The sequence below is a fragment of the Pseudoalteromonas sp. NZS71_1 genome, assembly GCF_015864305.1.
In the GTDB taxonomy this organism is placed as follows: Bacteria; Pseudomonadota; Gammaproteobacteria; order Enterobacterales; family Alteromonadaceae; genus Pseudoalteromonas; species Pseudoalteromonas arctica.
Genome location: NZ_JADYXM010000005.1, coordinates 188,056 through 209,872, shown reverse-complemented (window position 1 = coordinate 209,872; position 21,817 = coordinate 188,056). Strand labels below are relative to the sequence as shown.

The 21,817-nt window shown below is 38.8% G+C and carries 21 protein-coding genes and 1 pseudogene; 9 read left to right on the top strand and 13 right to left on the bottom strand.

Features of this window, described 5'->3' with window-relative positions; genetic code table 11:
• The first annotated feature begins 8 nt into the window (after positions 1 to 8).
• Positions 9 to 368 (top strand): DUF5522 domain-containing protein, encoded by a 360-nt coding sequence (locus tag I6F43_RS10350; protein ID WP_197102144.1) that lies wholly within the window; start codon positions 9 to 11, stop codon positions 366 to 368.
• A 259-nt stretch (positions 369 to 627) separates the two neighbouring features.
• Here the strand turns inward: I6F43_RS10350 and I6F43_RS10345 are convergent, their stop codons facing one another.
• The 7 genes from I6F43_RS10345 to I6F43_RS10315 all read right to left on the bottom strand — a co-directional run bounded on the left by I6F43_RS10345 (position 628) and on the right by I6F43_RS10315 (position 8,165).
• A complete protein-coding gene (locus I6F43_RS10345) occupies positions 628 to 1,458 on the bottom strand; it encodes a sulfurtransferase (RefSeq protein WP_197102142.1) in 831 nt (276 codons plus the stop codon).
• Positions 1,458 to 2,531, bottom strand: coding sequence for a capsular polysaccharide export protein, LipB/KpsS family (locus tag I6F43_RS10340; RefSeq protein WP_225913214.1), 1,074 nt, complete (start codon positions 2,529 to 2,531; stop codon positions 1,458 to 1,460). The genes I6F43_RS10345 and I6F43_RS10340 overlap by 1 nt, the downstream gene beginning before the upstream one ends.
• 198 nt (positions 2,532 to 2,729) lie before the next feature.
• Positions 2,730 to 3,149, bottom strand: a complete 420-nt coding sequence (locus tag I6F43_RS10335; protein ID WP_007581961.1) for a group I truncated hemoglobin — start codon at positions 3,147 to 3,149, stop codon at positions 2,730 to 2,732.
• Positions 3,149 to 3,982, bottom strand: coding sequence for a DUF3034 family protein (locus tag I6F43_RS10330; protein WP_197102140.1), 834 nt, complete (start codon positions 3,980 to 3,982; stop codon positions 3,149 to 3,151). Before I6F43_RS10330 ends, I6F43_RS10335 begins: the two co-directional genes overlap by 1 nt.
• Positions 3,969 to 6,284: a bifunctional diguanylate cyclase/phosphodiesterase gene (locus tag I6F43_RS10325; protein ID WP_197102138.1), complete on the bottom strand. Its 2,316-nt coding sequence runs from the start codon at positions 6,282 to 6,284 to the stop codon at positions 3,969 to 3,971. Before I6F43_RS10325 ends, I6F43_RS10330 begins: the two co-directional genes overlap by 14 nt.
• Entirely contained in the window at positions 6,277 to 6,939 is a 663-nt protein-coding gene (locus I6F43_RS10320; protein ID WP_197102136.1) for a methylamine utilization protein, read from the bottom strand. Before I6F43_RS10320 ends, I6F43_RS10325 begins: the two co-directional genes overlap by 8 nt.
• A 122-nt stretch (positions 6,940 to 7,061) precedes the next feature.
• Positions 7,062 to 8,165 carry a phosphoribosylaminoimidazolesuccinocarboxamide synthase gene (locus I6F43_RS10315; protein WP_010553317.1) on the bottom strand — a complete coding sequence of 368 codons (1,104 nt, stop codon included), beginning with the start codon at positions 8,163 to 8,165 and terminating at the stop codon, positions 7,062 to 7,064.
• Between the two features lie 178 nt (positions 8,166 to 8,343).
• Between I6F43_RS10315 and I6F43_RS10310 the strand changes: the two genes are divergently transcribed.
• The 4 genes from I6F43_RS10310 to I6F43_RS10295 are packed head-to-tail and all read left to right on the top strand — an operon-like array spanning position 8,344 to position 11,891.
• Positions 8,344 to 9,414, top strand: coding sequence for a CDP-glycerol glycerophosphotransferase family protein (locus I6F43_RS10310; RefSeq protein ID WP_197102134.1), 1,071 nt, complete (start codon positions 8,344 to 8,346; stop codon positions 9,412 to 9,414).
• Positions 9,415 to 9,421: 7 nt separating this feature from the next.
• A complete protein-coding gene (locus I6F43_RS10305; RefSeq protein ID WP_197102132.1) occupies positions 9,422 to 10,120 on the top strand; it encodes an ABC transporter ATP-binding protein in 699 nt (232 codons plus the stop codon).
• Positions 10,117 to 11,376: an ABC transporter permease gene (locus tag I6F43_RS10300; protein ID WP_197102130.1), complete on the top strand. Its 1,260-nt coding sequence runs from the start codon at positions 10,117 to 10,119 to the stop codon at positions 11,374 to 11,376. Before I6F43_RS10305 ends, I6F43_RS10300 begins: the two co-directional genes overlap by 4 nt.
• A gap of 14 nt (positions 11,377 to 11,390) precedes the next feature.
• Entirely contained in the window at positions 11,391 to 11,891 is a 501-nt protein-coding gene (locus I6F43_RS10295; RefSeq protein ID WP_197102128.1) for a DUF3299 domain-containing protein, read from the top strand.
• 359 nt (positions 11,892 to 12,250) lie between these two features.
• Here the strand turns inward: I6F43_RS10295 and mutM are convergent, their stop codons facing one another.
• Together mutM and I6F43_RS10285 are read right to left on the bottom strand one after the other, a co-directional pair.
• Complete coding sequence (gene mutM, locus I6F43_RS10290; protein ID WP_197102126.1) at positions 12,251 to 13,060, bottom strand: bifunctional DNA-formamidopyrimidine glycosylase/DNA-(apurinic or apyrimidinic site) lyase; 810 nt, start codon at positions 13,058 to 13,060, stop codon at positions 12,251 to 12,253.
• Complete coding sequence (locus I6F43_RS10285) at positions 13,060 to 13,575, bottom strand: hypothetical protein (protein WP_007581940.1); 516 nt, start codon at positions 13,573 to 13,575, stop codon at positions 13,060 to 13,062. The genes mutM and I6F43_RS10285 overlap by 1 nt, the downstream gene beginning before the upstream one ends.
• Before the next feature lie 118 nt (positions 13,576 to 13,693).
• On the opposite strand from I6F43_RS10285, the gene I6F43_RS10280 reads away from it, so the two are divergent.
• Positions 13,694 to 14,620, top strand: coding sequence for a manganese-dependent inorganic pyrophosphatase (locus I6F43_RS10280; RefSeq protein WP_007581938.1), 927 nt, complete (start codon positions 13,694 to 13,696; stop codon positions 14,618 to 14,620).
• A gap of 135 nt (positions 14,621 to 14,755) precedes the next feature.
• Here the strand turns inward: I6F43_RS10280 and rpmG are convergent, their stop codons facing one another.
• The 3 genes from rpmG to radC all read right to left on the bottom strand — a co-directional run bounded on the left by rpmG (position 14,756) and on the right by radC (position 16,108).
• Positions 14,756 to 14,911, bottom strand: a complete 156-nt coding sequence (gene rpmG / locus I6F43_RS10275) for a 50S ribosomal protein L33 (RefSeq protein ID WP_004335545.1) — start codon at positions 14,909 to 14,911, stop codon at positions 14,756 to 14,758.
• Between the two features lie 11 nt (positions 14,912 to 14,922).
• On the bottom strand, positions 14,923 to 15,159 hold the full coding sequence (rpmB, locus tag I6F43_RS10270; RefSeq protein ID WP_004335549.1) for a 50S ribosomal protein L28: 237 nt from the start codon (positions 15,157 to 15,159) through the stop codon (positions 14,923 to 14,925).
• Positions 15,160 to 15,433: 274 nt separating this feature from the next.
• Complete coding sequence (gene radC, locus I6F43_RS10265; protein WP_007581936.1) at positions 15,434 to 16,108, bottom strand: RadC family protein; 675 nt, start codon at positions 16,106 to 16,108, stop codon at positions 15,434 to 15,436.
• 144 nt (positions 16,109 to 16,252) lie between these two features.
• Between radC and coaBC the strand changes: the two genes are divergently transcribed.
• From coaBC to I6F43_RS10250, 3 genes are all read left to right on the top strand, one after another.
• Complete coding sequence (coaBC, locus tag I6F43_RS10260) at positions 16,253 to 17,446, top strand: bifunctional phosphopantothenoylcysteine decarboxylase/phosphopantothenate--cysteine ligase CoaBC (protein WP_165725159.1); 1,194 nt, start codon at positions 16,253 to 16,255, stop codon at positions 17,444 to 17,446.
• A gap of 111 nt (positions 17,447 to 17,557) precedes the next feature.
• Positions 17,558 to 18,145 (top strand): nucleoid occlusion factor SlmA, encoded by a 588-nt coding sequence (gene slmA / locus I6F43_RS10255; RefSeq protein WP_007581932.1) that lies wholly within the window; start codon positions 17,558 to 17,560, stop codon positions 18,143 to 18,145.
• A gap of 140 nt (positions 18,146 to 18,285) precedes the next feature.
• Positions 18,286 to 21,054: a S9 family peptidase gene (locus tag I6F43_RS10250; RefSeq protein WP_197102124.1), complete on the top strand. Its 2,769-nt coding sequence runs from the start codon at positions 18,286 to 18,288 to the stop codon at positions 21,052 to 21,054.
• A 239-nt stretch (positions 21,055 to 21,293) separates the two neighbouring features.
• On the opposite strand, the pseudogene I6F43_RS10245 reads toward I6F43_RS10250, so the two are convergent.
• Positions 21,294 to 21,566 (bottom strand): annotated as a pseudogene (locus I6F43_RS10245) (MarR family transcriptional regulator); the annotation flags it as partial.
• Positions 21,567 to 21,817 lie beyond the last annotated feature (251 nt).

Sequence of the window (21,817 nt, the reverse complement as noted above, 5' to 3'; positions counted from 1 at the left end):
GAATTATAATGACTCAACTTAACTGCACTCAATGCCATACCACTGTAACGTGTAATGTAGATAATATATCGGCATGTTGGTGCAACGAACTGCCTGCTATTTTACCGCTAGACACCTCAGCAACAAGTTGTTTATGCCGCAGGTGCACACTTAATAAAATAAATACTTTTTTAGAGGGTGTTTATACACAACCTATTAAAACCCAAATAGACTTTGCAAAACAATTTAGAGGTAACGACAATTTAATCGAAGAACTCGACTACACCATGCAAAATGGCTACATGGTATTTAGTAAGTGGTTTTTTTTAAAGCGTGGTTCGTGCTGCAAAAATGGTTGTAAAAATTGCCCTTATGGATACAAACTGTAAAAAGTTTTAATGCGCTTTCGTATTATTTCACCACAGATAAGGTAAGTAAAAATTCAGCAGAAGCGACTTACAAATATTATTATTTCCCTCTGTGTAGCGCAAAGCGCCTCGGTGTTCTCAGTGGTAATCAATGTTTAAAATTACCTCCACGTAGGCGTGAAGCTTGCTCACGCAAAAGATTGTTAATATAACCATGTGTAAATTAAGCGCGCTAGCAAGCAAAGCGCCTACAATAAATTTGCTGCTGTACTATTTCAACTTATTCACGTTTGGTAATAGGCAGCGAGTTACTTGCGCCCCACTCACTCCACGAGCCATCATAAACGCTTAAATTACTGTAACCACATTCGGTAGCAAATAACGCTAAAATACAGGCTGTAATACCTGAGCCACAGCTAAATTGTAGCTGCTGTGCATCCCCGACCACGTCATTAAATATCGCTTTAATTTCAGTAAGTGGTTTTGCTTCACCTTTATTAAGTAAATTCATAAAAGGCAACGAGCGACTATTTGGGATATGCCCACTACGCATGCCTTTTCGGGGTTCACTTTCTTCGCCTGTAAAACGTTTATAAGCACGTGCATCTAGCAATACAGTGTTAGGCTCATCGATTGCGTCAACCACTTGTTGGCTATTAATAAAATACTCAGAATTATAGTTTGCTGTAAAATCACCTTTACCTAATGCTTTGCTATAACCTTGTTGTGTGGCGTAATCGCTCTCTAACCACTTTTTAAGGCCACCACTGAGTACTTTAACATTGTGATGCCCCATAGCTTTAAACATCCACCACGCTCTTGCTGCGCTAAATAAACCGCCATCTTCGTATACAACTATAAACGAGTCGTTATTTACACCTGCATTTTGCATCACGTGGGTAAACTGCTGCTCGCTGCATACCATACTTGGTAAGGGATTTGATCTATCGGCCAATTCGTTTTTTATGTCAAAACGTTTAGCGCTAGGCAGCATTGCTTGAGGCGAATAAGCACCCAAAACACCTGGGCGCAGCATACCTGCATCAAATATCACTAATGCAGGATTATTAAGTTGATCGTGTAATTGCTGACAGCTAATTAGGTTTTTCACTACGATTCCTTATCACCATGATACTTAGCAAACTCGTCATTACCCGTAAAACGCGCTTCAATCGCTTTAATGTGTTTATCTTCAGTGTGTTTCCAAACGCCAGGAATACAATATACATGTTCAATAAAGCTAAAAAACTTATCCTTTAATAATGTATTTGGTTGCCAGCCCTGCACTACTTCGTTCATATTCTCTGCTAGCTGCTCTGCAGTGCTTGCATGCTTTACCAAACCCTCAATGTTGTAACAGGCTTGTCCAAGAGTTAAAACTCGTTTATTGAGCAGCAATGCTTCTAAGCCGACCGTTGAATTAATCGTTAATACGGCTTCAGCGCACTTAATCAAATCACTTGTTTGATTTCCATTAGCAAAAATTGCAATCGGATCTTTTTCATAAAGATGAGCGTAATGTTTATGCCACGACGGATGCTCTTTAAAAACCACTTTTAAACTTGGATCGTTTAAGCTTTTGACCGCTTTAATCACCTCGTCGTAAAACATGTCCATAGAGTTTATCCACGGAGAAAAGCTAGCTAATTGAGTATCATGAGGTACTTGAAAAGGCGCAAATATATAGCGTTCTGGCACATCGGCGCATTCAAATTCACAGCGCTTTTTATGATCAGCTCTTGGAATTAAATCCGGCGCACAAAAATTTAGCTTATTTTGTGGGTCAAAATTTAGGTAAAAAGAAGGGTCACGGCTTAACGACGCATTATAGTTAATACCATTAGGGTCTAAACTGCTTGTACCGGGTAGTAAACCATTTTCATAATAAAACTGCTTAACACCTAATGCTTTTGCAGCCATAGCAACGGTCGTATTTGGAAGTTTATTGCCGTTCCAAATAACAATGCAGTCAGGATTAGTCTCGGTTAATAAGGCTAAATACTTAGCGTATCGTAATCGTTCAAATAAAACTAACCCAGCACTGTAAACAGCAGTAATAATAGGACTATTCCAGATAGCATTACGTGCTCTTTTGCGTTTTAGCTGAGAGTTAACTACATCAGTAAAATTAACTTGAAACGCATCTTTTAAATACTTAACAGCAGAAAGCTTAGGGGCTCCCATGATATGTAATTGGCAATCCATCGACAATTTTTTGATTATTTTTCTATAGTATTTTGCGTGTACATTTTTGCGAGAGATAAATAGGTAAGCCATACAAGCTATATTTGCCAATTATTGTTTTTATGAAATAATTCTAAGTGGACAATGACATCAAAGCAAGGTTCCCTTTACTTAATAATTACTTTAAAGCCTTTATGGCTACATTTTTATAATTTCACCACGAAGTGGTGCCATTCTAGAGAGAATATCGTTTTGCAAACTATGGCTAATGTTCTGCTCATTCATTGCATTTATAAGTAAATCAACCACATGATTAAAGTCTTTCTCTGTAATATGCATACCTGTATGGATTGCTACCATAGAGTCGCCATCGTATGTACATGGGCCTTCTACTAACATACACATATGAGTAATAAACCCTTGGCGAAAGTACGCTATATTGCTGTGTTCAAAGTAATGAATTATCTGCTCGTCATTACCTATTTGATAGATAAAGCTATCAACAATTCTGCCTATCCCCGCTTTACCATCGAGCTTTTGATAAAGCGATAATTGTGTTGAGCTAGCACAACTACAAAGCAATCCTACGCATACTATAAAAATACCAACGCTTTTCATTACCAATACCCTGTTACCGATAAATACCAACCTGTTTGATCGTCAGCTCCTGCAATGCTTCCTAAATCAAGGTAAGCCGCTGTCACACTTACGTGCTTATTAGGCATCCATGCTACAAATAAGTCTTTCCAATCTTGTTCGCCTAAGTTTAAGTTATTTGATTTTTGACGATACTCAACACCTACGGCGACTTCACGACTAAAAAATAGTGCTGTGCTGCCTTCAAATAGCACTTTACCACTACCATTTTCTCCACCGTAGCCAAGCAAACCAAGTTGATTAGCTTCGCTGTATCGTGTGGTTACGTTCCAAAACCAGTTATAACCAGCAATAGCCCCCAAATGTAACTTACTAGCAGCGAGGTAGTAGTCAGTGCCGCTAGTATCTTCTGCGCCTACAAGTGTTGCAATACTGCCATCATCCAGTGATTTATGCTGAATACCTAAGCTAAGTTGTGGCCAATCACTGTAAACAATATCGCCATATAAACGTATTTTAGCACCTGTAATTGATTGCTCTATTTCAGCATCAAGTGCTGGTACATCAAAGCGCTGTTGGGCATAACTGAGCTCAACGCGATTAAATAAATTAAGTTGTGCACCACATACGTCAAGTGTGTAGTCGGTTACATCTGCGCGGCTACAAAAACCATTTACAGAAAACTCATCCTCGCTGGCATATCCGGCAAGCTGCGCCCACGGTACAATTCCGCCGCCGCCGCTACCCTCTATTTGAGATACACCCGGCGTAGCTAGCAGTTTTCCATTACTTGCAATGCTAGGTAAACTACTTATTAAAAACAAACTTGCTAATAAGCATTTAATTTTTTTCATAGTATTCCTCCAGCCACTCTTCTAATAGTTCTGCTTTTAAAGGCCTACTTAAATAATAACCTTGTGCATGGTCGCACTGCATACCTCTAAGTAAATTTAATGAGCCAAGTGTTTCAACCCCCTCAGCTACAACCGAGAAACCTAGCTGATGCCCCAACGTAATTGATGATTGCACTATAAATTGATCTTTTTGCGATTCATCAAGTTTTAGGATAAAGCACTTATCTAGCTTAAGTTCATCAATCGGTAACATTTTTAATCGACCAAGTGATGTTTGCCCTACACCATAATCATCTAATGATATTTTAACGCCAATTGCCTTTAGGTTTTCGAGCGCTTTAATACCTTTTTCTTCGTTTTCGATCATATCGCGCTCAGTAAGCTCAATAGTAATCAGCTTAGGATCTACTTTGTACTTTTTAAGCGTACGAACTAATGCAGCATGAAAGCCCGGAAATGCTATATCTTGCGCAGATACATTTATTGCAGCCTGTAAGTTTATATTTTTAGACTGCCAATCCGCTACTTGTGCTACAACCGTATTAACAACCCACCCTGTAAGCTCAACAATAAGGCCCGACTGCTCAGCTAAGTCAATAAACAGTTCAGGATTAACCCAACTACCATCTTTTCGCTGCCAGCGAATAAGCGACTCAACTTTATCTATTTTTTGCGATTTCAAATGTAATTTTGGCTGATAAGTCATAAACAATTGACCATCGTCATCACTAATAGCCTGCTTTAATTCATCAAGCATTATTAAGCGCTCTAAGTGCGCCTCGTCTTCACCATTTTGATAATAATGTATGCTCTCTTGTGTGTTTGCAGCACTTTCAACAGCAATTAGCACGCGGCGCATTAAGTCATCACTTGCAATTCCTTGCGTAGGATACTGCACAATGCCCGCACTAAAGCGTAAGTTAATTTTTAGTTTTTGAATGGTGTAGCACGCTTGTAATTGTGCCATTAAGCCAACAATACCGCTTTTGTGTTCGCGCGCTGCCGCAGTCGGAAACACAGTTAAAAACTCATCGCCGCCAATACGAGCATGAAAGCCCCCTAACTCATCCGAAAACTCACTTATTCTGCAAGCAACCGCCTTTAGGCAGTCATCACCAATGCGCGGACCGAGCTTATCGTTTATATGGCGAAGACCTTTTATGTCTATTGCAACGAGCGTATACTCGGCTGATGAATCTAACTCTTCATCAAGCACCTCAAGCATGGCTGAGCGGTTATAAAAGCCTGTTAGGGAGTCGTGTCTGGCTTGAAAGCTAATTTGTTGCTCGCGCTGATTAATATCATTACCCATGCTATCAAACGCTGCGACTAGCGTGTCTATTTCGGTACTTTGCCTTCGCCCTTTAAATTCAAAAGCATAATTACCTTGTGCAAATTGCCTTGCTATTACAGCTAGTTGAGTAAGTGGCGTAGTTAAGTTATTTGCAAATATGCTGCTCGTAATAACACCTACAAACATAGTTAAAATAGCTAAAATAATAAGTGTAAAAAGAAGTTTTTCGAAGTCACTATAACTTTGTGTTAAATCGGCGCTCAGTAAAATAATTATAGGATGGGTCAACAACGATGGTAAATCTATATCTCGGTTACGATACACCAAATACTCACCAAAAAAACGCGATGTGGTTACGGTACTAAAATAGCTAACAGGTTCAAATTGCTCAGGGCGATTAGCTAATGAACTAATAACAATATCGTCAGCGCTACCTATAAAGCTCACATCCATGCCTGTTAAGCTTTTTAGTTCATGGGCTACATTGTCATCAATTTTAAAACCCACCAAACTATAGGCCACTGTACGTGGCGCTCTTACGGGTAATAAAATAATTTGGTAAAGCTCGTTATTTAGCACCACAAAACTAGACTCTTCTGGCGCACTTAAAAGCTCTTCCATTAACGGCTTTAAGTTATGTGCAAAAGCGTCTTCGTCAGTATTGGCGGAAATTAGCTTACCCGATAAATCAAGTAGCAGCATTAATTCGGCATCAATACGTTGGCTATGATTAAACAACACACTGCTTATTGTCCCGGCATCTCGCGTTGCTACAGCTTGCTTAAAACCAAAGTCGGAGGTGAGTACTTTTGCTGCGGTTAGTAGTAGGCTTTCTTTTGATTTTAAATATTGCTTATAAACATTTTGCGCTACGGTAATGTCTTGATTTACTTTTTCTTCTTGAAACTTACTCGTAGACCACCAAAAACTAAACAAGCTGACCATAGTGGTTAATAACACTAAGCCAACACATAAAATGGTTATGCGATTTCGTAAACTATTAGTCATTACCAGCCTTAAACTTACTACCAAAGGTATTTCTAGGTGCTGGGGTTGATGTGTTTACTGTTATCTGTAACTGTTTTTGAGAATTGATTGTTATCATTTTTTTATTCTCCAATGGCGCTGTTTGTAAAGGGTGCCACACACTCACTTGTGCAGGCAGCGTATTAATAGGCAAACTAACATAGCCTTTTTTATCTGTTTTATATACGGATTCACTACTCGCTACATAGATATAGCCAACCATAGAGTCATGAATATTACACCCTAAAACAACAACCCCTTGTTGCTCAAACGTAATGGGCTCTTTTGGTTGCCCTGAATATAACCTTAGTTGAAAAGGCTTTGCTTGTGAAAAAGAATAAACATGATGGCGAATATTATCGCTGTTAGGAAAGTTAACTTTTTGACCCTGTTGTACAACTAATAATTCGGGTAAAAACTGCTTATGGACTTGATCCATTATAGCAATGGGCAAATTTGATGGTGTGGCTTGTTTGTCAGCAATATTAAGCTCAACCACTGCACCTGATAACTTTTGGCCGTGTTGATCTTCTATTACTAATTCAAGATTCGCACTTAAAGCAAACTGACTAAAAAACAAACCTATAGCTAAAAAGTAATGACTTTTAGCAAACTTTTGAAATGCCCGTTCAAACATAACAACACCTAAATATTAATGTTAGGTTAAGTTAATTAGAGACGAGCACTAATTGCAAGAATTATAGCCCAGTAACTAAAAATAAAGACTTAGTTACTAGCTTTGTTAGCACTTAAGTGCTGCTATTTAACAATTAATCCGTAATCATTATCTAAAATAGTAATTACTTCTTGGCGAGGATTCTCTGGGATCACAATATCTTTACCTACAATTTTGCTCGCTATGCCAACATAGGTATTTGACACTTCAAGCATTACTGATTCTGGTAAAATATAATCTTTTGCTAATTGCTCACGCTCACTCATGCGATCTTTATTTAATAATACGTCGCTCTCTGGCACATTATTAATAAGTAATTGGCGAAAACCTTCTTTAGAATTTTCAACAATTTTACCATTTTTGTATGCTGCTTCATCCCAAATACGTGACGAATCAGGCGTGCCTACTTCATCAATATATATAAGCTGTTGCGCGCCATTTAAATCCTCTACATAACCAAACTCAAATTTTGTATCTACAAAAATTTGGTTAAGCTTCGCTAGCTCATCACTAATTAATTTAAAACCTTCAACTAACAGTTTTTCGTATTTGGTTACGTCATCTGCCGATTTAAAGTTAAATACATCTAAGTTATTAGTAATGTTAGCGCGAGTTATATTTACATCATCAACTGGCGGAATATCAGCAACGCCTTCAATAATACCTTTTGTTGATGGCGTAATTAAAACGTTATCAAGCTTTTGGTTCGCTTTTAAGCCTTCTGGCAAGTCAATACCACAAAAGTTACGTATGCCTTTAGCGTAGTCACGCCACATGCTACCCGTAATATATTGGCGAGCAATTGCCTCTACTTTTACTGTACTGGCTTTGCGTACAATCCACACATACGGATGCGGAATATCAACAATATGATTACCCGCAAGGCCTGCTTTATCAAATAACTTAAACCAATGGGCTGCCACTGAGTTTAAAGCTATACCTTTACCCGGTACGCCATTTAAACCATTTTCGCCTTGCCAAATGCAATCAAATGCAGAAATTCGATCTGAAATAACCATAATAGCAAGCTCAGTACCTGTCGGTACTTGGTAGCCTTTGTCTTTAATTAATCGTGCGCTGTCTTCATCAGTTAACCAATAAACTGAACGAACTTTACCGCTGTGTACTTCACCTTTGGTACGAATGGGTAAATCATCGTTTACGTCTAAAACTTTATAGCTAGTCATGCTATCTCCGGGGTTAGGGATGCTCTTTGAGCAAAGTATGGTATGGGGTTATATGGATTGTATAATAATCTAGCCAACCTCAAAGCTCAATCGGATGCTTAAAACAAATAAAGGCATATATTTATAAGCGAGTCGCAATGGGGTAAACTTAATGTGCTAACCAGCCTGAGGAGATAGCTTGAACTACTTAACTGCCACTAAAAATAAAAAATACTTAATGTATATTTCTCAGAATTATTCATACGCTATCTTGAGACCTTTGCAGGCGCAAATATTGGCACATGGTGGTGAAGTACGCTGGTTTTTAGCTGGTAGCGAAGTAAACCCCGATTTTTTAACCACAAACGAGCAGCGTTTACATACCATAAAAGATGTTAAAAGCTGGATTCCAAACATTACATTTATACCGGGTAATATAGTACCTAGCTTTATTCCGGGTAAAAAAGTAGCTGTATTTCATGGTTTTAATTCTGAAAAGCGTAGCTCTGAAGGTAATCGTGGTCATTTTACTATTCGTGGTTGTTACGATTTATATTGTACGCAAGGCCCAAATACAACAACCCGATTTAAAGAGCTAGCTAAGCAGCATGGTTTCTTTAAAGTAACTGAAACTGGCTGGCCAACACTCGATCCACTTTTTAGCAATACTTCAAATAATCCTTATGTAAGTGACGACCCTCGCCCTACTTTACTTATATGCTCTACTTTCTCACGAAAGCTATCACTTGCTCCTAAATTATATGAGCAAATAAAACATTTTAGTGAACAAGGTAAGTGGCGTATTTTGATGCAGTTTCATCCTAAAATGCCTGCCGAATGGGTTAATAAATATAAAGCGCTGAGTAACGAAAATCTAACATTTATTGAAACCGATAACGTTTTGCCGTTACTGCAAGCTGCCGATGTTATGCTGTGCGATACATCGTCAGTTCTTTTAATGTTTTTACTACTACGTAAACCGGTAGTCACGTTTTGTAATCAAAAACCACTTCCTCATTTACTTGATATTACCGACGCAGATGAAGTAGAAGCAGCTATTGAACACGCGCTTACTAAACCTAGTGATTTAATGCAAAATATTAAAAGCTATTGCCAGGAACTTCATCCGTATACCGATGGTCAATCTAGCCAACGCGTATTAAATGCAGCTAATGAATTTTTACAAAGTAACGAAAAACTAAAACCCAAGCCATTAAATATAATAAGACAGCTAAAAATGCGCAAAGATCTAAACTACTGGGGTTGGTAACAAGATAATGATAAACCTAAAAAACGTAACTTTTAAGTGGCATAAAAGCGATAGCTCACCCACGCTCAACATAAAAGAGCTAGTTATCGAAAAAGGTGAGCATATTTTTTTACACGGTCCTAGTGGCTCAGGTAAATCGACCTTATTAGCGATTCTTGCTGGCATTAATACAGCAACTAGCGGTGAGGTATCAATTTTAGACAAAAACCTAACTACATTAAGCAATACTACCCGTGATGTTTTTAGAGCGGATCACATTGGCTACATTTTTCAAAACTTTAACCTGCTTCCTTATTTAACCCCTATTGAAAATATAACGCTTGGGTGTGAGTTTTCAAAAAGTCGAAAACAAAAAATATTAAAGCAATCATCAAATAAAAACTCTGCCTTACAAAAAGAAGCGATGCGGTTATTAAATGCTTTAGGCCTTACTGCGCAGTATCACCATAAAGATGTAGCGACATTAAGTATTGGACAGCAACAGCGCGTTGCTGCAGCTCGCGCATTTATAGGCAGCCCTGAATTAATAATTGCTGATGAGCCCACATCTGCACTCGATACAAATAACCGTGAGAGCTTTATAAAGCTACTGTTTGAACAAGCAAAGTTATCTAATAGTACGCTGGTATTTGTGAGCCACGATGAAACACTAAAGCCTTTATTTGACCGCTCCATTGACCTTATAAGCTTGCAGGAACAAGTATGATTCTCGCTAAACTTGCTTACAAAAGCTTATTAAACCGCCGCGCAAGTGTACTGCTTACATTATTTACTATCGCAATTAGTGTAATGTTACTTTTAAGTATTGAGCGTGTACGAATTGATGCTAAAAGTAGTTTTAGTAATACTATTTCGGGCACTGATTTAATTGTTGGTGCGCGTACCGGCGACATACAGTTGCTGCTTTCGTCAGTATTTAGAGTCGGCCATACTAATAACGGCGTAAGCTGGAAAAGTTATGAATACATAACAAGTCAGCGAGGCGTAAAATGGAGCATACCTATAAGCCTAGGCGACAGCCATAAAGGCCAAGCGGTACTAGGCACAACACTTGATTACTTTAGCCATTATCGCTTTGCAAAAAAACAAAATTTAACCTTTAACAAAGGCCACCCTTTTGCTGCAATTAACGAAGTGGTGCTAGGTAGTGAAGTTGCAAATAAATTAGGTTATAAACTTAACGACTCTATTGTTATATCGCACGGTATGGGTAATACCAGCTTTCATCATCATGACGATAACCCATTTAAAGTCGTTGGTATTTTAAACCCTACTGGCACGCCTGTTGATAAAACGCTGCATATTCCTTTGGCTGCAATCGATTTAATTCACGGCGGTAAAGCTAGCCTTAAGCATGAGCATGAGCATGAGCATGAGCATGACGAACATAACAACCTAGTTGGGCATCCAAAACAAATTACAGCATTTTTAATGGGATTTAATTCGCCTTTATACACACTACAAATTAGGCGTAATATAAATCAATATAAGCCAGAAGCCTTGCTTGGGATTATGCCAACCGTAACACTTAAAGAGTTATGGGAAATGCTCGCCATAGTAGAAAAAATACTTTTGCTATTCTCAGCTGTTGTCGTGTTAATTAGCCTACTTGGCATGCTAACGACATTGCTCGCAAACCTGAGTCAGCGTCGTCGCGAACTTGCTATATTACGTTCGGTAGGCGCTCGCCCTTGGCATTTATTTACACTTATAAGTATTGAGTCACTACTGACCACTTTACTTGGTTGCCTAGTAGGTAGTGTACTTTACTATTTAGTTATTTTTTCAGCCGGCGGTTACTTACAAAGCCATGCCGGTATAAGCGTAAATATCACAATACTCTCTTACTATGAACTGGGCTTAATCGGCGTTATTATGGCAGCCGGTTTTATTATTGGCTTAATACCCGCTACTCGCGCTTATTTTTATTCACTCAGCGATGGTATGAGTATAAAAGCATAATTTTTAGGGATTTTATGACATTTTTTAAAACAGCTTTTCAGTACATCGCTGCTATTGGCTTATTATTTATAAGCGTAGCGAGTTATGCTAATCCACCAAAAGAAATTTTTTGGGAAGACTTAATCCCTAAAAACCACGTGCAAATAGACACTCAAGCACAAGCTAATCACGAAGGCAGCGATCAAAACTGGGGGCAACCCGATTTAGATGCTCCAGTGGTAAAGGCACTTGATGGCCAATCGGTGAGTTTGCCTGGTTTTGTTGTGCCACTTGAGGGCGATAGCGAAGTAATTACCGAGTTTTTACTCGTTCCTTATTTTGGCGCCTGTATACACGTACCACCGCCACCGCCAAATCAAATAGTCCATGTAACGATTAAAGGTGGCGTGCCTATAGATAGCTTGTACGACGCAATCGTTGTAACCGGAATAATAAGTACAGAAACATGGTCAGGCGAAATCGCGCAGGTAGGATATAAAATGAAAGCGGTCGGTGTAGCACCGTTTGAGCTTTAAAATTAAGGGCCCGCTTTTAAAGCTGGCCCTTAAATCTCATTAAGTTTAGAATTGATAAAATTCAAATAACTGAATATTCAAATAACTAGGGCGTGTTGAACTTTGTGGATTGAAATTTGTTCAATCTAGGGGCGATTTAATCGCGGCGCGAGGTTTGTAACCTAGCGGGCTAAGTAAAAATCGAGCAACAAAGAGTTAATCGCCCCTAGAAAGAACCCAAAGGGCAGCGCATGTTTGGTATTTATGCTGCGTTATCGCCAATTTATGGGGAATAACCACACTACATAGGCTCTGCCTTGCCTAAATACCAAACAGTCTGCTGCAAAATCAATCACGAAAGGTCAACACGCCCTAGATAACTACTTTTGGCAATTTGAGCAAAAAATAGTACTGCGCTGCCCCAATCTAATTTCTTCTAATTCGTTTTCGCACGTCATACATGGCTTGCCTTTGCGCCCATATACTAATAACTCTTGAGCAAAATACCCAGGCTTACCATCACTTTGTGCAAAGTCTTTAAGCGTTGTACCACCTTGCATAATGGCCGCAGCAAGCGTGTCTTTTATAATAGGGATAAGTGCTTGATAACGTTTGAGCGATACTTTTCCCGCTTCTCGCTTTGGATGTATACCCGCTTTAAATAACGATTCATTCGCGTAAATATTACCAACACCAACCACCACTGCGTTATCCATAATAAATTGCTTTACGGGTACTTTTTTATTGCGCGATTGTTCGTACACGCGTTTAGCAAAAAAGTCATCAGTAAGCGGCTCAGGACCAAGCTTAGAGAGTAGTTTATGCACTTCATCAGGCTCTTGCCATAAGCAGCAACCAAAGCGACGAGGATCGTTTAAGCGCAGTGCTTTACCGTTGCCAAAAATAAACTCTACATGGTCATGCTTTTTAAGCGGCTCACTTTTTTCTACAACACGTAAATTGCCTGACATACCCAAATGTAGAATAGTGCTCCCAAGCTCACAGTGTAAAAGTAAGTATTTAGCTCGTCGTTCAATACTAGTAACAATTAGCCCTTCAAGCTGATACACGTCATCAGGCACTGGCCAGCGCATACTGGCATTGTAAATATTTACCTTAGTAACTACTTGGTTTTGTACGTGGGGAGTGATGCCCATTCGGCTCACTTCTACCTCTGGTAATTCAGGCATTAATTAGACTCACTTTGTGAAAAATCAAAACTAGGAAATAACTGCTGTGCAGTTTTTAAATCGAGTGCGAGTATTCGTTGGCTACTCTTTTCGAGTAAGTAATATTGACCATCGCCTTTATAAAGCAAATAAACCCAAGGTAAACTCTCGCCAGCCAACTCAAATGTAGCAACATATAAAGGCGCATTAGGATTAAAAACAACAGATTCGTTAACGCCCATTAACTGCGCGCTTTGCCATTGGTTAATTAAATCACTAAGTTGCTGCTCAGATGCTTGCCACACAAGCGGTATGTCTTTTTGTAGTGGGGTTGTACGCCAGCTTGTTCCTATTCGCTCAATTTTTTGATCAACAAATTGCAGTGTCAGTACAAAACTTTGCTGGGGGAGTACGGCTTGTAATGTTGGTTTATCCTCCCCTCCCAAAAGTTGCTTATGCCAGCCATTTAAGAAGAAGATCATAATCAACATCGAAAATATTATAACGTTGTTCCAACCTTTACGGCCCAGTCGCATATTAATACACCTAGTAAATTCAAGATTTTAAAGTGTAACTAAAACTTAATTGCGCTGTCTATATGTTAAAGGCCGCAGACTTTGTTAGAATATCGGCAAATTTAAAGGAGTTCCGTCAATGTCTATGTATGTAGTGGGCCATAAAATCCCAGATTCAGATTCTATTTGTGGTGCAATTGCACTGGCTTATTTAAAAAACCAAATCGATGAGCCTGCAATTCCAACTCGTCTTGGTGAAATTTCACCTGAAACTCAATTTATCCTTGATAAATTTGGCTTCGAAGCACCAGAGCTTAAATTAAGCTACGCGGGTGAAGATGTGTATATTGTAGATCACACAGAAAAAACACAAGCACCCGATGATATCGACCAAGCTCGCGTTGTTGGCGTGGTAGATCACCACAAATTAGGTGACTTAACATCATCTACTCCGCTTGAATGCTGGATTCGTCCTGTTGGTTGTTCAAACACCATTATTAAAATGATGTACGACTTCTACAGCGTAGAAATCCCTAAAGACATCGCGGGTATTATGATGTGTGCAATTTTAAGCGACACAGTCATATTTAAATCACCAACATGTACCACTGCCGATATTAAATGTGTTGAAGCGCTAGCTGAAATTGCAGGCGTAGAAGATTTTAAAGAACTGGGTATGGATATGTTCCGTGTTAAATCTGCGGTAGAAGACACACCAGCACGTGATTTAGTAATGCGTGACTTTAAAGATTTCAACATGAACGGTAACCTAGTAGGCATTGGCCAACTAGAAGTAATCGACCTTGCTGTTTTTGACGACATTAAAGCAGACCTTGCAGCCGATATTGCTAAGCTAAAAGTTGAGGGTAATCGCCACTCTGTATTTTTACTGCTTACCGATATAATGAAAGAAGGCTCAGAAATGCTAATTGTATCTGACGATGCAAACTTAGTTGAGCAGGCTTACGGTGTAAAACCAGAGAATGATAAAGTATGGTTAGATGGCGTACTAAGCCGTAAAAAGCAAGTAGTACCACCACTACAAGATGCATTCACAAAAATCTAATTGTGTTTTCATTTATTGATTTAAAAGCCTTGTTGGTTATGCCAACGAGGTTTTTTTATATCAATTCACTAATCATATTTTTAAAAACAAAAAACCCAGCCTAAGCTGGGTTTTTAAATTCTAAAAGAACTAAAATTACTTAATTTTAGCTTCTTTAAAAAGAACATGTTTACGAATCTTTGGATCAAACTTTTTGATTTCCATCTTCTCAGGCATGTTACGTTTGTTTTTGTCAGTAGTGTAGAAAAAACCAGTACCGGCAGTTGAAACTAAACGGATTTTATCGCGCATGATTCAGATCCTTAAACTTTAACGCCGCGAGCACGGATTTCTGTAAGAACCGTGTCGATGCCTTTTTTATCGATAATACGCATACCTTTAGTAGTAGTGCGTAATGTTACAAAACGTTTTTCACTTTCAACCCAAAAACGGTGTGTTTGTAGGTTAGGTAGGAAACGACGTCTAGTCGCGTTTCTCGCGTGTGAACGGTGATTACCAACCGCAGGACGCTTACCTGTAACTTGACATACTTTAGACATGTCTATATATCTCCAATAACTTCGCTCGAGCTTAATTTAATCTAAGGCCGTGTATTTCCGCCCTAGAGATAAATCGAAGGGCGCTCTTTATACAGCTTTTACAGGCAAAGATCAAACACTGATCTATCCAATCAGCTCATATATGTAAATTTGATAGCGGCTAATTATAAAGATCGAATGCCCTTAGGGAAAGTAAAAACTGCATTTAAATTAAACTAATTTGCCAAAACACGTTAAACAGCTCATTTTTAACACACTTCTGTATCTAACAAAGCTAAATCAGGCCTCGCTCGGCAAACGAAACACACGTTTCTCCACCAACAATGATGTGATCGAGCACACTTATGTCGACCAATTGCAGTGCTTGCTGCAATTTATTAGTAATAAGTTTGTCTGCTTGGCTCGGTTCTGCAATACCACTTGGATGATTATGCGCAAAAATAACAGCGGCTGCATTATTTTTAAGCGCAGCCTTTACCACTTCACGCGGATAAACACTGGCAGAATTAATTGTGCCATAAAAAAGTATTTCATCTTTTACTAATCTATTTTGGCTATCTAGGTATAACACCATAAATACTTCTTGTTGTAAGCCCCGCATTTGAATTGTTAGGTAATCGTAAACTGAGTTTGGCGAATTAAACACGGCGTCTCGTTGGCAACGCTCCTGCATATAACGTTGGCTTAGCTCTAACACAGCTTGTAGCTGAACATACTTAGCGGTCCCTAACCCCTTTTGAGAGCAAAACTCCTCAATGCTGGCATTAAACAAATTATGAAGTGTTTTATTCTCGTTTAATAAATGCTGAGCCAACTCAATTACATTCATTCCCGGTAACCCTGTTCGTAAAAATATGGCAAGAAGCTCTGCGTCAGTCAGCGCCTTAGCCCCCTTTGCTATGAGCTTTTCACGAGGTCGAAGTGAGTTTGGTAGTGAAGTAAGTTGCATTATTCATCCTTGAGAGGCGAAAGTGTCTTATAAATGTAATGCAAATTTGAAATTTAGCCTGTTATTTCGAATTAAAAAACTTCGCTGTATGGGTAAAGATTTGTTATTTTAAGCCCAATATTTAATAAAAACTGATGAACATCCATGACTAACTTAACAAACAAAAAAATTGTACTAGGTATTACCGGCGGTATTGCAGCTTATAAATGTGCAGAACTCGTTAGGCGATTAAAAGACTCTGGTTGTGAAGTAAAAGTAGTTATGACTGAATCAGCTAAACACTTTATTACACCACTGACCATGCAAGCCGTTAGTGGAGAAACAGTCTCTGACTCATTACTAGACCCTTCTGCAGAAGCTTCAATGGGGCATATTGAATTTGCAAAATGGGCTGACTTAATTTTAGTTGCTCCAGCGACGTGTAATATTATTGCTAAAATGGCAGCCGGCATTGCTGACGACCTACTAACGACGTTACTGCTAGCAACGCCTGCAAAAGTCGCAGTTGCACCAGCCATGAACCAGCAAATGTATGCACACGCAGCAACACAAGCTAATTTAGCCACATTAAAAGCACGTAACGTACTTATTTGGGGCCCGGGTAAAGGTGAGCAAGCGTGTGGTGATATAGGCGCTGGACGCATGTTAGAGCCTCATGAGCTAGTTGCGCTATGTATAGCAAAAGAGCAACCGCAATTACTTGCAGGAAAAACAATTACAATAACAGCAGGCCCAACGCGTGAGCCTCTCGATCCGGTACGTTTTATATCAAATCACAGCTCTGGAAAAATGGGTTATGCACTGGCAGAAGCCGCTTTGCAACTCGGTGCTAAGGTTAATTTAATTTCGGGTCCGGTCACTATAAAAGCCCCTACTGGCGTAAACCTTATCAATATAGAAAGCGCTGAGGAGCTATTAACTGAGTCACTTACCTATGCACCACAATCAGATGCATTTATTGGCTGCGCTGCTGTAGCAGATTATCGAGCTGCAAACATTGCGACTCAAAAAATGAAAAAGCAAGGCGACGAACTCACTCTTACTTTAACTAAAAACCCTGACGTAATTGCAGCTATTGCCAACCTTAAACAAAACCGTCCTTATACTGTGGGGTTTGCCGCCGAAACTCAAAATGTAGAAAGCTATGCTAAAGGTAAACTAAAGAATAAAAATCTAGATATGATTTGCGCTAATGACGTATCAAAAAGTGGCTTAGGGTTTAATTCCGATCATAATGCTTTAACACTGTACTGGCATAACGAACAACTAGAATTACCAACTACAAGTAAAATAGAAATAGCTCGCAAGGTGATCGAACAGCTGGCTAAACATCTATAAAAAGGCTGGAAACAAACTGAATAAAACATTAACATACGCCAATCATTTGAACAAAAAATGACTAGGGTTCTTAACTGCGCCACTAAGAATAACTAATAAAAAGGAATGTTCATGCCTGCGACAAAAAGAAGTAATCGCAAAGAGCAAATACTGCAAGCACTCGCACAAATGTTAGAAACTAATTTAGGACAACGCATCACCACAGCAAAACTAGCTGCTGAGGTGGGTGTGTCTGAAGCTGCGCTATACCGTCATTTTCCGAGCAAAGCGCGTATGTTTGAGGGCTTAATTGAGTTTATTGAAGATACCCTTTTATCTCGTATAAATATTATTATTGAAAACGAAAAAGAAAGCCAAACGCGCATTTATAACATTCTATTATTACTTCTAACCTTTGCTGAAAAAAACCCAGGTATTACTCGTATTTTAACTGGCGACGCATTACAAGGTGAGCAGGAACGTTTACGCGAGCGGGTACAAAGTCTGTTTGAAAAATTAGAAACTCAGTTTAAACAAGTACTTCGTGAGCGTAAATTACGTGAAGGTAAAAACTTTCAAAGTGATGAGCTTACACTTGCAAACTTTTTACTTGCCTACGTTGAAGGCAAAATGAATCAGTTTGTACGTAGCGACTTTAAAGCAAAGCCAAGTGTTCAATTTGAAAAACAATGGCTTGAGCTACAAAAAATTTGGCTGTAATGTTTGCTAAATTAATAAATTAAATACCAAAAAACGACCTACGGGTCGTTTTGTCGTATGTAGCTGCCATTTATCTGATCCGCTCGAATTGTGAGCCAAACTCGTTACAATGAAACAATGTCATAATACGAGAATCAATAATGAAAACAAAACTCACCTTATTAAGCACGGCACTCGTTGCCAGCTTAACTAGCACCGGCATACACGCCAAAGAATCGCTACAATTTAAAGACGTTTTTAGTTTTAAATCAGCTAAAAGCACGCAACTATCTGACAATGGTCAAGTACTCACTTTTAGTGCAACGCCGTATCGTGGAAATGCAACTGGCCAAGTTTACTCACTACAAAGCAATACTCTCATCGCAGAAGTAGAGCGCGGCACTAAGCCTCATATTAATAAAGCCGCTAACTGGGTCGCTTTTACACAAGTACCTACCTTACTTGAAAAAGAAACAACCAAAAAAAAAGACACACTTAAAAACAATCTGGTACTCGTAAACACACAATCAGGTGCCCAACAAAGCTTTGCTGATGTAAAAGATTACACGTTATCTGATGACGGTATGTGGCTTGTTTATCGTTTGAATAAAAAAGACGATGACGCAAAAGTAGAAGATAAAACCGATAGCACTAAAAACGAAGAGGACAACGCTATCACGCCCGATAAAAAAGATAAGAGCTATGCGCTTGTTATCGTAAATTTATCTGATAAACGCACCCATACAATAGAAAACGTATTTAGCTATGCTATTAACTCAGCCAACAGCCAGCTATTAGTGAGTCAAAGTTACAGCGATGGTAATAACAACCAAATAGCGTTAATTGAGCTAAGTGACTTTAATAGCAGCGTATTAATTGATGAACCAGGCGTAATCGCAAATAAAATAGCGTGGCACCCAACTGACAATATTGCAGCATTTACATTAGGTAATTATGTAAATGATGACACGCGCCGTCGAAGCTACACTTTACAGCTATATAAAAACGATAAACTTTCAACAATAGCCTCACCTGATAAAACCTGGGTTTTAGGTAAAACAGCATCCCTTAAATGGTCAGAAAATGGCGAGCGCTTATATTTTGAAAACCATCCAAAATTAGCAGCTAAAGTAAAAGCCAAAGAATATACCGACGAAGCCTCATTGTACGACTTTGATACCATACGTGAACATAAAGGTTTAGATGTATGGCACAACAACGATGCGCAAATAAAACCGCGTGAAGAACAGCAATGGAACGAAGTTAATAAAAACCGCCATTACAGCGCGGTATATCACGTTAACTCGCAAAAAGTTGCGCAACTTAGTACACCAAACATGCCTGAGGTTGCACTAAACCCTGAGCGAGATGTGTCTTTACTTGGCTCATCTAACATTCCCTACTTAGAAAAAATAATGTACGGCGGTTTTTTTGCTGATTACTTTGCAGTAAATATAAACACCGGTAAACAAACTCCCATTATTAGTAACTACCCGTTTAAACCGAACCTTGCACCTAATGGAGAATTTGCGGCTTACTTTAGCGATAGCCAAATACAGTTAAAAGATTTAAAAAATAATAAAGTAACACCGCTTACAAAAGCGATTCAGGCAACCTTTGCTGATGATAAACACGACTACCCTTCTACCCAACCTGGTTATGGTTTTGCTGGTTGGATGACCGATAGCAGCCAAGTGCTTGCTTATAGTAAATACGATATTTGGGCGTTTGATGTAAAAACTAAGCAAGCTAAACGCCTAACTAATGGTAAGCAAAGTAATACGCAGTACCGTGTTATTAAGCTTGATAAAACCCAAGTAGGCTTCAAAAAAGGCGATACATTACTTGTCTCTGCTATTAACTTACAAACTAAACAAAGCGAAGTTGCAAAGCTCGACTTAACCACTAACACACTAACTAACGTGCTTAGCGGTAATAAACGCTTTGATATGGTTAAAAAAGCCAAAAAGGCTGACAAGTACTTATTCACCTCGCAAACTTATAGCCAATTTCCTGATTACTACCAAACAGATTTTAGCTTTAGCGCACCAAAAAAAGTGACCACGCTAAACCCACAAATTAGTAATTTTGCCTGGGGCGAAAAGCCAGAACTAATAAGCTATAAAGGTTTTGATGGCGAAGACTTACAAGGCGTACTAATAAAACCAGCGGGCTATAAAAAAGGCGATAAAGTACCTGTGGTTGTGTATTTTTATCGTTACATGAGTCAACGCATGTTTGATTTTCCTAAAATGGAATTAAACCATCGCCCTAACTTCCCTATGTTTACCTCAAACGGTTATGCGGTATTTTTACCTGATATTCGTTTTGAAATAGGTCACCCTGGTAAATCGTCAACGCAAACCATGATAAACGCCACCCAAAAATTAATAGATTTAGGCATAGCCGACCCAGATAAAATAGGCTTACAAGGTCACTCTTGGGCAGGTTATCAAAGTGCGTTTATGATAACCCAAACAGATATGTTTAAAGCGGTTGTATCTGGCGCTCCAGTATCAAACATGACAAGTGCTTACAGTGGCATACGTTTAAAATCGGGCCTTGCTCGTCAATTTCAATACGAAACAGGACAAAGCCGTATTGGCAAAAACTTATTTGAAGCACCAGAACTTTATATAGAAAACTCACCAGTATTTTTTGCAGACAAAGTTAATACGCCTATCTTAATAATGTCTGGCGACAAAGACGATGCAGTACCTTGGCATGAGAGCGTGCAGTACTACTTAGCTCTGCGCCGTGCAGGAAAAGATGCTACATTTTTACAATACGAAGGTGAACCACACCACTTGAAAAAGTTTCCTAATCAGGTCGATTTTTCAGTACGTATGATGCAGTACTTTGATCATTACTTAAAAGGCAAACCAGCTGCAAAGTGGATGACACAAGGCGAGGCATTCGTTAAAGAGTAAATAACCCACACAAAAAAAGCCGATATTACATAAAACAATATCGGCTTTTTTGTTTTTAAAATTTGTATTTCTTATACCAATTCGCTTAATTAAATAAGCTATTTTGAGGCTGGAAAAACGTGTTGATAGCTAGGCAAAAAATTTGCTATTTAGTTGTTCTAAATGAGAATTTTTTAACGCAGGTAGCGACACGTTTAGCCCCGCAAAATGATTAAGTATTATTGCGGATTGGTATTAAGCTACAAACACAATTCTCTAAATGGCAATGTGGCTGCGCCAATTGATACCGGAAAATTATCAATATTAGATACCACCAGCTTTGGCATAGGGCGTTTAGCGCCACGTCTAAATTGTGCATAAACCTCAGTTCGTGCAATAACTTTTTCAGCCAACTCTTTTGGAATATGGCCACCAATAATAATCGCCTCAGCATCTAATAATGCAGAGCAACAGGTTGCCACTAAATCAAATGAGTCTTGAACTTTAAACAACCACTCTTCAACGCCAGGCCAAATTTTATTGACCACTATACATCAACTAATTCAATATCATGATTTAAAATGATAAAGTCAGTTCATGCTCGATTATTTTAATTGACGTGAAATATAAATTAGTACATCGTGAATGTATAGAATATATTTCCAGCGAAAGGAGTCCGCTATTGAAACCTCACTCTTATAAAAGCAGAATTTTAGACAATCTAAACGTTAATTATATTGATATTTTATCCTTAATGATAAAAACAACAAAAATTCGTATATTA